Origin of the sequence: Aquibium sp. A9E412 (assembly GCF_030398335.1) — a bacterium.
Taxonomy (GTDB): domain Bacteria; phylum Pseudomonadota; class Alphaproteobacteria; order Rhizobiales; family Rhizobiaceae; genus A9E412.
Genome location: NZ_JAOAOP010000006.1, coordinates 1 through 12,736, shown reverse-complemented (window position 1 = coordinate 12,736; position 12,736 = coordinate 1). Strand labels below are relative to the sequence as shown.

Genomic DNA, 12,736 nt, shown 5'->3' with positions numbered 1-12,736 from the left:
CGCCGCGGCCGCGTCAGCCGCCCGCCACATGCGCGGCGATCTGCCGCTCGAGCTCGGCATGTTCGGCGCAGCCGGTGCCGCAGCGCGCGGCGATCTCGCCGAGCTGCCGTTCGGCGGCGGCCACGTCGCCCATCTGCAGATAGGCCTCGCCCAGATATTCCCGCGCCAGCGTGAAGTCCGGGTCGATCGCCAGCGCCTCCTGATAGTAGCCGAGACCGACGCGGACGCGGCCCTGCTTGCGGTGCGCGTAGCCGAGATAGTTGAGGATGCGCGGATCGCCGCGGTCGGCGGCGAGGCTGAGCACGCGGATCGCCTCGCCGTAGCGCTCCGCCCGTGCCAGATCGCGGCCGGCGGCGTAGAGCGTCTCGGTGTCGAGGCGGCTGTCCTGCGGATCGACGCACTTCTGCTGGCGTGAATCCCACACCTTGCCGTTGGTGCACTGGGTGGCGGCGTTGCCGCCGCCGCCACCGCCGCCGCCGGCCGCCCAGGCGGGGCCGGCTGCGAGCGGCGCGGCGAGCGCCAGCGCGCCGAGGATGCCGATTGCACTGCGTGGCATGGCTGACCTCCCTGTTGCCGGCCGCCCCGCCGCAGCGGGCGCGGCCGGTGCCATGATAGCGCCGGGCGGACCGCTGCCCGCATCAACTTGCCGTGACGGAAGCGTGCTGGACCAAGCCGCGCCGGTTGCCTGGAGGCGGCGGGCTGCCTAAACCGGACGGCGGCGGCCGCCGGCCGCCTTCGCAACCCGTGCGCACGCAGGCTCCGCATGACGCGAAACCGGGCCAATCTGCTGCTTCTGACGGCCGGCGCCATCTGGGGCATGGGCTTCGTCGCGCAGTCGACGGCGATGGCCGCGATCGGCCCGCTGCTGTTCATCGGCCTGCGCTTCAGCCTCGCCACGCTCGTCATCCTGCCCTTCGCGCTGGCCGAGGCCAGGCGCGCGGAGGCGCCGCTGACGCGCGCCGACTGGCGCGCCTTCGCCGTCATCGGCGTGCTGCTGTTCGCCGGCATGGCGGCGCAGCAATACGGCCTGCTGACCACGACGGTGACCAATTCGGGCTTCCTCACCGGGCTCTACGTGGTGATGGTGCCGTTTTTCGCCGTGCTGATCTTCCGCCAGTGGCCGCATGCCGTGGTGTGGCCGGCCGCCCTGTCGGCGCTGGCCGGCATCTGGCTGCTGTCGGGCGGCGGCGCGGTGGCGCTGCGGCCGGGCGACTGGCTGACCATCCTGTGCGCCGCCTTCTGGGCGATCCAGGTCATCCTGATCGGCCGCCACGCCAGCCACACCGGCCGGCCGGTCACGCTGGCCGTCACCCAGTTCGCGATCACCGGCGCCATCGCCCTTGCCGCCGCCGCGGCGCTGGAGCCGGTCGCAGCGGCCGCGATCGCCGCCGCGCTGCCGGAGATCCTGTTCGCCGGCATCTTCTCCGGCGGCATCGCCTTCACCCTGCAGGTCGTCGGCCAGCGCTACACCACGGCGCCGCAGGCGGCGATCTTCCTGTCGACGGAAGCCGTCTTCGCCGCGCTGTTCGCCGCGCTGATCCTCGGCGAGCGGCTGCCGCCGAGCGGCCTGCTCGGCTGCGTGCTGATCTTCGCCGCGATCCTGGCCGTCGAGGTCGTGCCGCCGCTGACGCGCCGCCGCCGCGCCGCCTGAGCGCGACGGGCTTGCGCGGCGCCGGCGACGGCGCCAATCATGAGCCCGACCATGCAGCGAATGCCGTGCCGACGCGTTGGCCCGGCGTACCAGCGAGGGAGAATACACCGTGGCCGAGCCCGCCGACAGAGACTGGGACCTGACCATCGATCCCGACACCGTGCGCATGCTGATCCTCAAGGCGCGCGCCATCAGCGCCGACATGCCCGACGACTACGAGGACGGCAAGGAGCACGAGGTCGAGCTCGACGACCAGTCGCAGGATTCGCACCACCATGACGGCCTCGCCGAGGAGGAGGCGGAGGACCTGACGGAGGAGGAGTTCCGCGAGCTGGTCGACGACCTCAACGTCGACGAGGCGGCCGAGCTGGTCGCCATCGCCTGGGTCGGACGCGGCGACTACGACGCCGCCGACTGGCAGGAGGCGGTGAACGAGGCGCGCCAGCGCGGCAACCGCCGCACCGCGCAGTACCTGCTCGGCATGCCGATGCTGAGCGACTATCTCGAGGAGGGGCTGGAGGCGCTCGGCATCTGAGCGCCGCGCCCGGCACCGCCACGCGTGCCGCAATATGGCCGCAAAGGTGAACGCCGCCGCTGAGCATTCCTTTACCGTTTGCCGCCTAGTCTGGCCCTTCCTTTTCCGGGGACGGGTCGATGGTGCGTGGCGTGCGGACGGGTTTGCGGCGAGCTCTCAAGGGGCGCGGACGGCGCGCGGCGATGGCTGCCGTGCTCGTCGGCGGCGGGCTGGTGCTGTCGGCCTGTACGGCGAGCGACGTGCTGTCGCCGACGCCGGACGTCGACGTCGGCGCGCGCACGGCGGCCGTTCCGGCGCGCGGCCTGCAGCGGCTGGTGCCGTCCAACCCCTTCCTGTCGGGCTATCCGCGGCTGTTCAGCCCGCGCGCCTCGCAGGCCCGCATGCCCGGCGAGGAGGTCGCCTGCCGCCGCAAGCTCAAGCGCCTCGGCGTCCGCTACCGCGACCTGGCGCCGATCAACGACGGCGGCGCCTGCCGGGTCGACTATCCCGTTGAGGTGAGCGGCCTGTCGGGCGGCATCGCGATGAAGCCGGCCGCCACGCTGACCTGCCAGATGGCGCTCAGCTTCGCGAGCTGGACCAAGAACGAGCTCGCGCCGGCCGCCCGGCTGCGCTACCTGTCGGGCATCGGCACCATCCACCAGGGCTCGAGCTACTCCTGCCGCAACATCCGCGGCACGGGCACGCCGTCCGAGCACTCGCGCGGCAACGCGCTCGACGTCATGCGCATCGAATTGAAGAACGGCCGCGACATCGACGTGCGTCGGCCCGGCTTCTTCGCCTTCCGCCAGAAGAGCCTGCTCAACACGGTGCGCGCCGACGGCTGCGACTACTTCACCACCGTGCTCGGCCCCGGCTACGACGCCGACCATGCCGACCATTTCCACTTCGACCTGAAGCAGCGCCGCAACGGCTATCGCGCCTGCCGCTGAGCGGCGCCGGGCGCGGGACGCCGCCCCCGCTTGCCGTTCCGGGCCGCCGCGCGCGCCCGCGCCGCAGCCGGCGGAACCGCGCCGCACAGCATAGATGCGGCAAAATCAATGAGATAGACCGTGATGTCGTGCGAAAACCGCTTCACACCCTTCCGCATCATGGTAATGACGAACCATGCTCTTCGTTGAGATCCTCATCCTGCTCGTGCTCATCGTCTTCAACGGCCTGCTCGCCATGTCGGAGCTTGCCGTGGTTTCGGCCCGCCCGGCGCGGCTCAGGGCACGCCAGGACGAGGGCGCGCGCGGCGCCGCCCGCGCGCTGGCGCTGTCGGCCGATCCCGGCCGCTTCCTGTCGACGGTGCAGATCGGCATCACGCTGGTCGGCATCCTGTCGGGTGCGGTGTCCGGTGCCACGCTCGGCGAGCGGCTGGCCGACTGGCTGACCGCCCAGGGCCTCGCGCCGTCGACCGCCGGCGCGCTCGGCGTCGGCGGCGTGGTCGCCGTCATCACCTATGTCGCGCTGATCATCGGCGAGCTGGTGCCCAAGCAGATCGCCCTCAAGGACCCGGAGGCGATCGCCATGCGCGTCGCCCCGGCGATGGCGCTGTTGTCGCGCATCGCGCTGCCGCTCGTCTGGCTGCTCGACGTCTCCGGCCGCGCGGTGCTGGCGCTGCTCGGCCAGGAGCGCACCTCGAGCCAGCGCGTCACCGACGAGGAGATCAAGACGCTGATCGCCGAGGCCGAGCGCTCCGGCACGATCGAGACCGACGAGCGGCGCATGATCGCCGGCGTGATGCGGCTGAGCGACCGCAAGGCGCGCGCCATCATGACGCCGCGCGGCGAGGTCGACTGGGTCGACCTGTCGGCCGATCCCGACACGGTGCGCGCGACGCTGCGCAACACCCGCCACTCGCTGCTGCCGGCCGGCGACGGCTCGATCGACACCATGCTGGGCGTCATCCGGCTGCGCGAGCTGCTGCCGGCGCTGCTCGCCGGCGAGCATCCCGACCCGCACGACTTTCTGACCGAGGCGCCGATCGTGCACGACTTCGCCGACGCCCTCGACGTGCTGGCGATCCTGCGCGAGGCCAAGGTGCCGATGGCGCTGGTGCACGACGAGTACGGCCACTTCGAGGGCATCGTCACGCCGGCCGACATCCTGGAGGCGATCGCCGGCGTCTTCCGCGCCGACGCCGAGGAGGGCGAGCGCGACATCGTCGAGCGCGCCGACGGCTCCTGGCTGCTGCCCGGCTCGATGCCGGTCGACGAGATGGCCGACCATCTCGGCATCCGCCTGCCGGCGCGGCGCAGCTACACGACCGTCGCCGGCTTCCTGCTCGCCGAGTTCCAGCGCCTGCCGCGCGCCGGCGAGACGATCGAGGCGCTGGGCTGGCATTTCGAGGTGGTCGATCTCGACGGCCGGCGCATCGACAAGGTGATCGCCGCGCCGGGCCGCAGCGCACCGGAGAGCGCGGTGCCCGGCGACGACACCCCGCCGGCCGCCTGAGGCCTCACGCCTCCGGCGGCACCGGCTTCGGCTTGCCGGTGGCGTCGAGCGCCACCATGACGAACTCCGCGTCGGTGACCTTTTCCATCACGTCGGACAGGTAGCGCTGCGCCCAGGCCTCGACCCTGAGCACCATCGAGGTGCGGCCGACCCGCTCGACATGGGTGTAGATGCACAGCGTGTCGCCGATCTGCATCGGCTTGGCGAACGACATCTCCTTGACCGCCGCCGTGACGACGCGACCGCGCGCGCGCTCGGCAGCTCGGATGCCGCAGGCCAGATCCATCTGCGCCATCACCCAGCCGCCGAAGATGTCGCCGGCCGCATTGGCGTCGCCCGGCATGGCGAGCGTGCGCAGCGTGAGCTCGCCGGACGGTTTGGACTGGGCTGGCGGCATGGGGAACCTCGGACGTGGCGGTGACGGTCCGTTCCGGTAGCGCCCGGCCGGCCCGCGGTCAACGCCGCCGCGGCGGCCTGGCGCGCGCGGCACGGGGCGCATGCGGCAAATCCGACACGCCGGGCCGCGCCGACGTCGGAATGCCGATGCACGGCCGCTGGCCGGTGGTCTACTGTCGTTCCGGCAACGCGGGAAACGCCCCATGACCGTCATCAAGGCCGCCGTCTGTCGCGCCTTCGGCGCGCCGCTCGTCGTCGAGGATCTGGTGCTGGCGCCGCCCGGGCCTGGCGAGGTGCTGGTCGACATCCGCGCCTGCGCCATCTGCCACTCCGACATCGCCTTCGCCGAGGGCGCGTGGGGCGGCGCGCTGCCGGCGGTCTACGGCCACGAGGCGGCCGGCGTGGTCGCGGCGACCGGCGCCGGCGTCAGCCGCGTGCGGCCCGGCGACCACGCGGTGGTGACGCTGATCCGCTCGTGCGGCGCCTGCCACTATTGCGGCCGCGACAGCCCGGTGATGTGCGAGGCGGAGTTCGCGCTCGACCGGACGAGCCCGCTCGGCGACGGCAACGGCGCCACCTACGTGCAGGCGATGCGCACCGGCGCCTTCGCCGAGAAGGTGGTGGTGCACGAAAGCCAGCTCGTCGCGATCCCGCCCGACATCGGCTTCGCGCCCGCTTCGCTGCTCGCCTGCGGCGTCATCACCGGCTACGGCGCGGTGATGAACACGGCGCGCGTCAGGCCCGGCGACACGGTCGCCGTTGTCGGCTGCGGCGGCGTCGGCCTCAACAGCGTGCAGGGCGCCGTGCTCGCCGGTGCCGGCCTCGTCGTCGCCGTCGACCTGTCCGACGACAAGCTCGCCGCCGCCCGCCGCTTCGGCGCCAACCACGCGGTCAATCCCGCACGCGACAGCGCCGCCGATGCGGTGCGCGCGCTGACCGGCGGCCGCGGCGTCGACCACGTCTTCGTCGCCGTCGGCGCCAAGGCCGCGCTCGACAGCGCCCTCGGCCTGATCGCGCGCAACGGCGCGGTCGTCGTCGTCGGCATGCCGCCGAGCGGCGTGATGGCCGAATACGATCCGGCCACGCTGGCCGCCTGCAACCAGCGCATCCTCGGCTCCAAGATGGGCGAGGCGCGCATCGACCTCGACATCCCCCGGCTTGTGGAGCACTACCGCAGCGGCCGCCTCGAACTCGACGCGCTGATCACCGGCCGCTACCCTCTCGCCCGGATCAACGAGGCGATCGCCGCGGTCAAGGACGGCCGCGCGCTGCGCAACGTCATCGTGTTCGACTGAGGCCGCCTGGCCGGCGGCGGGGGGAGCTGCGGCATGAGGATCACCGACGTGAAGACCTGGGTGGTCGGCAACCCGCCGCCGCAGGCGGGCGGCCGCTACTTCATCTTCGTGCGGCTGACGACGGACGGCGGCGTGCACGGCTACGGCGAGGCCTACAACGCCAGCTTCGGGCCGCACGTCACCGCGCGCATGATCGAGGACGTGGCGGCGCGCCACCTGGTCGGCCGCGACCCGCACGACATCGAGGCGTTCTGGCGCCGTGCCTATTCCTCCGGCTTCACCCAGCGGCCCGACGTCGCCATGATGGGTTGCGTGTCGGCGCTCGAGATGGCCTGCTGGGACATCGTCGGCAAGGAGGCCGGCCGGCCGGTCTACAAGCTGCTCGGCGGCCGCGTGCACGAGACGCTGCGCTCCTACACCTATCTCTACCCGGAAACCGGCAGCGTCTATCCCGACGAGGCGGAGGCGCCGCAGCGCAACGTCTACAACGATCCCGAGCTGGCCGCCGCGGCCGCGCTCGCCTGCGTGCGGCAGGGCTTCGACGCCGTCAAGTTCGACCCCGCCGGCCCCTACACCGCCTTCGACGGCCACCAGCCGCGGCTCGTCGACATCGACCTCTCCGCCCGCATGGTGATGGCGGTGCGCGAGGCGGTCGGCACGGCGGCCGACATCCTGTTCGGCACGCACGGCCAGTTCACGCCGGCCGGCGCGCTGCGCATGGCGCGCGCCATCGAGCCGGCCGACCCGCTGTGGTTCGAGGAGCCGGTGCCGCCCGACAGCCCGGAGGCGATGGCGACCGTGGCGCGGCAGACGACGATCCCGATCGCCGCCGGCGAGCGGCTGACGACCAAGCACGAGTTCGCCCGGCTGCTGGCGCTCGGCGCCGCGGCGATCCTGCAGCCGGATCTCGGCCGCTCGGGCGGCATCCTGGAGACCAAGAAGATCGCCGCCATGGCCGAGGCGCATCACGTGCAGATCGCGCCGCACTGCTATTGCGGCCCGCTGGTGGCGGCCGCCAACATCCAGCTCGCCGTGACGCTGCCCAACTTCCTGATCCTGGAATCGATCCGCACCTGGGACGGCTTCCACGCCGCGCTGCTCAAGTCGCCGATCGTCTGGCAGGACGGCCATGTCGTGCCCTCCGGCGAGCCCGGCCTTGGCGTCGAGCTCGACGAGGCGGTGGCCGAGGCGCATCCCTATGACGGCGACCGCCTGCATCTGGAGATGGCCCCCGACCCGCTGGTGCCGTGACGCGCAGCGCCGCACCGGCGCTTTTTTTTCTGGCCGGACTGTCCGTCGCCGCACGGAACACAGCTCCCGCGAAACAGTTTCGGCCCGCAGGAGGGGCGCGTGCCCGGCACGCGAGCGAAACGGACAAGGGAGTGACAGGATGGCTCATCTTCTTCGCACCACCGCCGTTGCCCTCGCCATGGGCGGCACGGCGTTCGCCGCCCACGCCCAGGACACCGGCAGCGCCAACCGCATGGCCGATGCCGGTTCGTACTGCGACGCGGCCTGGACCAAGGTCGACGCCGATGGCGACGGCATGGTGAACAGGCAGGAGGCGCAGGACGCCATCGAGGCCCGCTTCGGCGCGATCGACAAGGACGGCGACGGCAACATCACCCGCGTCGAGTATTTCGACTGCACCGGCACGCCGGGTGCCCTGCCGTCGGCCGCCGCCGACCGCAGCGCCGAGAACTTCGCCGAGGCCGACGCCAACCAGGACGAGGCGATCAGCCGTGACGAGTTCCGCGAGCTGGCCGAGATCTCCTACGACAACGTGCGCGAGGCGATGGTGACCGAGGCCGGCCGGGAAGAGCCGTTCTCTGCGCTGCGCCGCTACGTCTGGATGTCGCCGGACGAGGCGGAGAACCCGCAGACCATGGAATCGATGTCGAAGGACGAGGCCGCGCAGCGCTCGGCTATGACCTTCGACACGCTCGACACCAACGACGACGGCATGGTCGACACCGAGGAGTGGACGGCCCGGCCTTCGGCCGAGCGTGACGAGACATGGGCGGACGCCCGCTTCGATGCGCTCGACGCGGACGCCTCCGATTCCGTCAGCGAGCAGGAGTATGGCGAGGCGATGTCGCGCCCGCTCGACCAGACCACCACGGCTTCGGTCGACGAGGGCGGCACCGCGCAGGACGACGCCCAGGCGGGTCAGGATGCGCAGGGCGCCGAAGCCGGTGACGCCGGCGTCGTGGCGGTGCCCGTCTACACCTTCCACTTCCTGACCTACTAAAGCGTTTGCCGGCGAAGTGGATACCGGTTCGCCGTCCGCAAACGCGTCGAAGCAATAAGGTGGGGCCGATCTGCGATCCCCTGAAAGCGGGTCGGCCCCAGCGCATCGGCAAGGCGCACCGGCCGGCACGGGCCGGCCCGCGGGAGAGCCCGGCTTTTCGTCGGGCTCTTTTTCGTGCGGGCGGACCACCATGCAAAGACGGGATGGCGGCCTGCCGACGGCGAAGCGGTGCCCCGCCTCGGCTTGCCGGGGACACGACCGCGCTGCCGGGCGCATTCGCTCCGCCGCGTGCGCCCGAGCCGGTCTGCCTGTCACAGGCTCGCGGATCGGCCCCAGCTTGCGGCCTCGACGCGGGTCCAAGCGGCGAACGGATTGCCGCTTCGCCTGTAAACTACGGCGCCATCTCCGCCGCCATGGCGCGCACCGTGCGCTCGAGCAGCGGCCGGCCGCCGGGGCGCCAGCCCGCCGCGCGCAGCCTGGCGCAGTCCATCACGTTGAGCGCCGAGCAGTCGGCCGCCGGCGGCAGCGCGTGGCGGCAGCCGGTCGCATCGCGCACGATGGCGAGCAGCGTGCGCCGGTCGACCACCAGGTCGGACACGTTGAACACGCCGCCCGGCCCGGCCGCCGGCCCGGCGAGCAGCGCCACCGCCGCGGCGAGGTCGCGGCCGTGCACCTCGGTGCCGGCGCGCGGCGCCACCGCCCCGCCGGCCAGATAGTCGTCGAACAGCCCCTGCCACTTGTGCGTGCGGCCGGGACCGGCCGGGCCGTAGACCCCGGTCGCGCGCAGCACGACCGGCACCACGCCGTCGGCGCCCATCGCCAGAAGCCGCGTCTCGGCGGCGTGCTTGACCTCGCCGTAGAGCGTGTCGGGCACCGGCGGCGTCGTCTCGGCGAGCGGCGCGCCGGGCGGCTGGCGGCCGTAGACCGCGCGGCTCGACAGGAAGACGATCCGACGGACCCCGGCGCGGCGCGCCGCCTCGAACAGTGCCACCGATCCGTCGAGGTTGCGGCGGCGGAAGCCGGCCGGGTCGTCGCCCTCGCCGCCGCGATAGCGCCCCGGCACGTGGTCGAAGGCGGCGTGCACGAAGACGTCGACGCCGGCAAACAGCGCCGCGTCGGGCGCCGCCGCGAGCGACAGCGGGCGGAAGGGCAGCGGCGGCGAGAAAAAGCCTGCCGCGGGCGGCGTGCAGCCGGCGGCCACGACCCGGTGGCCGGCCGCAACCAGGCCCTCGGCGAGGAACCGGCCGACCTGGCCGGTCGCGCCGGAGACCAGCGTGGAGGGCCGCGCGGTCATGCCGCCGCGGGGTTGGCCAGCGCGTCGATGTCGGGGATCGCCGTGCCGTCGTGATAGGCGCGCCACAGCGCGATCAGCGGCGCCAGCCGGTCGGCCTTGTCGTGGCCCGCCTGCCACGGCTTCTCGTACTGGTAGTGCACCACCGACACCGAGCGCCAGTCCCACAGCGCCGGCAGGTTGAACCAGACATATTGCAGCATGTTGTAGAACACCGGCAGGCCGTGCCAGTCGGGAAAGAAGCTCTGCAGGAAGGTCTGGTCGGTGCGCCGCCAGAACGCGTCCGGCGCGTCGAGCCGCTCCAGCATGGCCGCGAAGGTGCGCTGCGCGGGCCTGGCGACGAAGACGCCGGAGTTCATGCGGTGGAAGTCGGCAAGCGATTCGTAGACGTTGGGCGCGGCGCAGAACTCGGGATAGCCGAACAGCCGGTCGATGTTGCGCAGCACGATCGCGTCGGCGTCGATGAAGACGACGCGCTCATAGGCCGCGAGCTGCCACAGCCGGAGCTTGGCGAAATTGTCGAGCGGCGTGTGGAAGGCCGGCTTGCCGCCCTTGGTGAAGGGCGCGGCAGCATGCAGCCGCTCGCGCGCGTGGCGCCGGTTGAAGGCGTCCGAGGTCGGCAGCAGCTCGGCCGCGACGAGCCGCGCGCCGAGCGCCTCGAGCGGTGCCAGCGCCGCCGCCTCGACGCCGCCGGTGTGCATGACGACGATGTCGGCGGCCGTCGCCGTCAGCTTGAGCGAGTTGACCAGGGCGCGCGCGCCCGTCGCGTAGTCGGCGTTGGTGACGAGCGTCACATAGGCGTGGCGGGACGCGGACACGGGGCCTTGCTCCGGCGGGCGCGGGCGATGCCCGCCGTCAGCCGACGCTCTTCAGCCGCTTGCCCTCCGGGTCGCGCTCGACCGTGGGCGCGATGTCGCGCGTCCAGGCCGAGACGGCCGGGATGCGGCTGCGGTCGACGCGGTAGGCGTATTTGCGCGCCACGTCGACGACCTCCGACAGCAGCCCCTCCTCTAGCGTGATCGGGTCGAGGCCGAGCGCCAGGAACTGGTCGTTGCGCACGACGAGATCGTTTTCGGCCGCCTCCTTGCGCGGGTTCGGCAGGTAGGCGACCTTGCCGCCGGTCAGCCGCGCGACGAGCTCGGCCAGGTCGCGCACGCGGTGCGTCTCGGTCATCTGGTTGAAGATCTTGACACGGTCGCCGCGCGCCGGCGGCTCCCTGAGGGCGAGCTCGATGCAGCGCACCGAATCCTGGATGTGGATGAAGGCGCGCGTCTGGCCGCCGGTGCCGTGCACGGTGAGCGGGTAGCCGATCGCCGCCTGGATCAGGAAGCGGTTGAGCACCGTGCCGTAGTCGCCGTCATAGTCGAACCGGTTGATGAGCTGCACGTGCCGCCGGGTCTGGTCGGTGTGCGTGCCCCACACGATGCCCTGGTGCAGGTCGGTGATGCGCAGGCCGTCGTTCTTGGCGTAGAACTGGAACAGGAGCTGATCCAGGCACTTGGTCATGTGGTAGATGGAGCCGGGATTGGCCGGGTAGAGGATCTCCTGGCGCGCCGTCTCGCCGGCCAGCGTGTCGATGCCGACCGGCAGGTAGCCTTCCGGGATCGCCGCGCCGACGCTCGAATAGCCGTACACGCCCATCGTGCCGAGATGCACCAGATGCGCGTCGAGATCGACCTCGACCAGCGCGTTGAGCAGGTTGTGCGTGGCGTTGACGTTGTTGTTGACCGTGTAGTTCTTGTGCCGGTCGCTCTTCATCGAATAGGGCGCGGCGCGCTGCTCGGCGAAGTGGATCACCGCCTCGGGCCGCGTCTCGGCGAGCCACGCCTTGAAGACCTCGTAGTCGCGCGCCAGGTCGATCAGGTGGAAATGGATGCGCCGGCCGGTCTCCTGGTGCCAGATGCGCGTGCGCTCCTGGATGGAATCCATCGGCGTCAGCGACTGCACGCCGAGCTCGGTGTCGATCCAGCGGCGCGACAGGTTGTCGACGATGTGCACCTCGTGGCCGGCCGCCGACAGGTGGAGCGCGGTGGGCCAGCCGACGAAACCGTCGCCGCCGAGAACTGCAATCTTCATCGAATCGGTCCCTTGCTGATCGAATCCGGCGCCGGCCGCATGCTGCCGCCGAGCGGCGTCACCTGGCCTCACCCCGGGCGGCAGAACGATCCCGGCCGACCATGCGGCCCGCAAACCGCCCCGCGCCTTGCGGCTTCATGGTCTAGCGACGCATTGTGACAGAAATTGCATGCCGCGAAACGCGCCCGGACGCAAGGAGGCGGACGGCCGCAGCACGGCCGCCCGCGCTGGCCGATTACATGCCGGTGTCGACCGCCGTCACCGTGCCGGAGGCGTCGTCGACGGTCAGCGTGACCGAGGAGCCGACCGTCAGCGACTCCAGGTCGACCGCGCCGTCGGCGGTGTAGGCGGTGCCGTCCTCCATCACGATCATGCGCGCGGCCGGATCGACCGACTGCACCGTGCCCTCGACCTCGGCGGCCTGCGCCGACAGCGCGAGAAAGCCGGTGGCGGCGAGCGTTGCGAGAAGCTTCTTCATGACGGGTACTCCCTTCACTGGTTGCTGTGGCCGACGGCCGGACGCAGGAACCTGCCGCGCCGTCGACAGAGCGGAAACTGGCGCGCCGGACCGCGGCGAGCAAATCAATCGGCGTGAAGAACTGCAATCATTCCAATGACTTATTTTCGCCGCAATGGTACGCCGGCGAACCGCGGGCGAGAGTCCGGCCGCCATGCGCGGCGCCGTCGCCGCCCCGGATCGGCCGCAATCGCGGGGCGAATCGTTCACGCCGCCGCACGCGGGCGGATCGCCCGCACAGCATCTTCATCACATTCGGCAACGGCCGCGCGGCCGGCGTGAGCGACG

At 71.9% G+C, this 12,736-nt stretch carries 14 protein-coding genes; 7 read left to right on the top strand and 7 right to left on the bottom strand.

Annotated features, from left to right (window positions below; all coding sequences use genetic code 11):
• Nucleotides 1-13 precede the first annotated feature (13 nt).
• Nucleotides 14-556 (bottom strand): tetratricopeptide repeat protein, encoded by a 543-nt coding sequence (locus tag N1F89_RS04390; RefSeq protein ID WP_290081838.1) that lies wholly within the window; start codon nt 554-556, stop codon nt 14-16.
• Nucleotides 557-763: 207 nt separating this feature from the next.
• Between N1F89_RS04390 and N1F89_RS04385 the strand changes: the two genes are divergently transcribed.
• The 4 genes from N1F89_RS04385 to N1F89_RS04370 all read left to right on the top strand — a co-directional run bounded on the left by N1F89_RS04385 (nt 764) and on the right by N1F89_RS04370 (nt 4,622).
• Entirely contained in the window at nt 764-1,651 is an 888-nt protein-coding gene (locus N1F89_RS04385; RefSeq protein WP_290081834.1) for a DMT family transporter, read from the top strand.
• 109 nt (nt 1,652-1,760) lie between these two features.
• Nucleotides 1,761-2,186 carry a DUF3775 domain-containing protein gene (locus N1F89_RS04380; RefSeq protein ID WP_290081831.1) on the top strand — a complete coding sequence of 142 codons (426 nt, stop codon included), beginning with the start codon at nt 1,761-1,763 and terminating at the stop codon, nt 2,184-2,186.
• Between the two features lie 182 nt (nt 2,187-2,368).
• A complete protein-coding gene (locus N1F89_RS04375) occupies nt 2,369-3,115 on the top strand; it encodes an extensin family protein (RefSeq protein WP_290081829.1) in 747 nt (248 codons plus the stop codon).
• Between the two features lie 175 nt (nt 3,116-3,290).
• On the top strand, nt 3,291-4,622 hold the full coding sequence (locus tag N1F89_RS04370; protein WP_290081827.1) for a hemolysin family protein: 1,332 nt from the start codon (nt 3,291-3,293) through the stop codon (nt 4,620-4,622).
• Between the two features lie 4 nt (nt 4,623-4,626).
• On the opposite strand, the gene N1F89_RS04365 is transcribed toward N1F89_RS04370, so the two are convergent.
• Complete coding sequence (locus N1F89_RS04365) at nt 4,627-5,019, bottom strand: acyl-CoA thioesterase (protein WP_290081825.1); 393 nt, start codon at nt 5,017-5,019, stop codon at nt 4,627-4,629.
• A gap of 202 nt (nt 5,020-5,221) precedes the next feature.
• On the opposite strand from N1F89_RS04365, the gene N1F89_RS04360 reads away from it, so the two are divergent.
• The 3 genes from N1F89_RS04360 (at nt 5,222) to N1F89_RS04350 (ending at nt 8,564) form a co-directional block, all read left to right on the top strand.
• Nucleotides 5,222-6,313 (top strand): zinc-binding dehydrogenase, encoded by a 1,092-nt coding sequence (locus N1F89_RS04360; protein WP_290081823.1) that lies wholly within the window; start codon nt 5,222-5,224, stop codon nt 6,311-6,313.
• 33 nt (nt 6,314-6,346) lie between these two features.
• Nucleotides 6,347-7,564, top strand: coding sequence for a mandelate racemase/muconate lactonizing enzyme family protein (locus N1F89_RS04355; protein WP_290081821.1), 1,218 nt, complete (start codon nt 6,347-6,349; stop codon nt 7,562-7,564).
• 139 nt (nt 7,565-7,703) lie between these two features.
• Complete coding sequence (locus N1F89_RS04350; protein ID WP_290081820.1) at nt 7,704-8,564, top strand: hypothetical protein; 861 nt, start codon at nt 7,704-7,706, stop codon at nt 8,562-8,564.
• Between the two features lie 391 nt (nt 8,565-8,955).
• Here N1F89_RS04350 and N1F89_RS04345 read toward each other — a convergent pair whose 3' ends face one another.
• From N1F89_RS04345 to N1F89_RS04325, 5 genes are all read right to left on the bottom strand, one after another.
• The gene (locus N1F89_RS04345) at nt 8,956-9,858 is read right to left on the bottom strand and encodes an NAD(P)-dependent oxidoreductase (RefSeq protein WP_290081817.1); all 903 of its coding nucleotides are present in this window, start codon (nt 9,856-9,858) and stop codon (nt 8,956-8,958) included.
• Nucleotides 9,855-10,673: a glycosyltransferase gene (locus N1F89_RS04340; protein ID WP_290081814.1), complete on the bottom strand. Its 819-nt coding sequence runs from the start codon at nt 10,671-10,673 to the stop codon at nt 9,855-9,857. The genes N1F89_RS04345 and N1F89_RS04340 overlap by 4 nt, the downstream gene beginning before the upstream one ends.
• A gap of 37 nt (nt 10,674-10,710) precedes the next feature.
• Nucleotides 10,711-11,931, bottom strand: a complete 1,221-nt coding sequence (locus N1F89_RS04335) for an NAD-dependent epimerase/dehydratase family protein (protein ID WP_290081811.1) — start codon at nt 11,929-11,931, stop codon at nt 10,711-10,713.
• 235 nt (nt 11,932-12,166) lie between these two features.
• Nucleotides 12,167-12,409 (bottom strand): DUF1344 domain-containing protein, encoded by a 243-nt coding sequence (locus tag N1F89_RS04330; protein WP_290081809.1) that lies wholly within the window; start codon nt 12,407-12,409, stop codon nt 12,167-12,169.
• Nucleotides 12,410-12,536: 127 nt separating this feature from the next.
• On the bottom strand, nt 12,537-12,736 hold a 200-nt coding region (locus tag N1F89_RS04325; RefSeq protein ID WP_290081807.1), incomplete at its 5' end, for a hypothetical protein.

What these genes read in the sequence shown, in the direction of transcription:
- N1F89_RS04390 (WP_290081838.1), bottom strand. Translation starts at nt 556, where the DNA reads ATGCCACGCAGTGCAATCGGCATCCTCGGCGCGCTGGCGCTCGCCGCG.
- N1F89_RS04350 (WP_290081820.1), top strand. Translation starts at nt 7,704, where the DNA reads ATGGCTCATCTTCTTCGCACCACCGCCGTTGCCCTCGCCATGGGCGGC.
- N1F89_RS04370 (WP_290081827.1), top strand. Translation starts at nt 3,291, where the DNA reads ATGCTCTTCGTTGAGATCCTCATCCTGCTCGTGCTCATCGTCTTCAAC.
- N1F89_RS04375 (WP_290081829.1), top strand. Translation starts at nt 2,369, where the DNA reads ATGGCTGCCGTGCTCGTCGGCGGCGGGCTGGTGCTGTCGGCCTGTACG.
- N1F89_RS04365 (WP_290081825.1), bottom strand. Translation starts at nt 5,019, where the DNA reads ATGCCGCCAGCCCAGTCCAAACCGTCCGGCGAGCTCACGCTGCGCACG.
- N1F89_RS04335 (WP_290081811.1), bottom strand. Translation starts at nt 11,931, where the DNA reads ATGAAGATTGCAGTTCTCGGCGGCGACGGTTTCGTCGGCTGGCCCACC.
- N1F89_RS04345 (WP_290081817.1), bottom strand. Translation starts at nt 9,858, where the DNA reads ATGACCGCGCGGCCCTCCACGCTGGTCTCCGGCGCGACCGGCCAGGTC.
- N1F89_RS04330 (WP_290081809.1), bottom strand. Translation starts at nt 12,409, where the DNA reads ATGAAGAAGCTTCTCGCAACGCTCGCCGCCACCGGCTTTCTCGCGCTG.
- N1F89_RS04360 (WP_290081823.1), top strand. Translation starts at nt 5,222, where the DNA reads ATGACCGTCATCAAGGCCGCCGTCTGTCGCGCCTTCGGCGCGCCGCTC.
- N1F89_RS04355 (WP_290081821.1), top strand. Translation starts at nt 6,347, where the DNA reads ATGAGGATCACCGACGTGAAGACCTGGGTGGTCGGCAACCCGCCGCCG.
- N1F89_RS04385 (WP_290081834.1), top strand. Translation starts at nt 764, where the DNA reads ATGACGCGAAACCGGGCCAATCTGCTGCTTCTGACGGCCGGCGCCATC.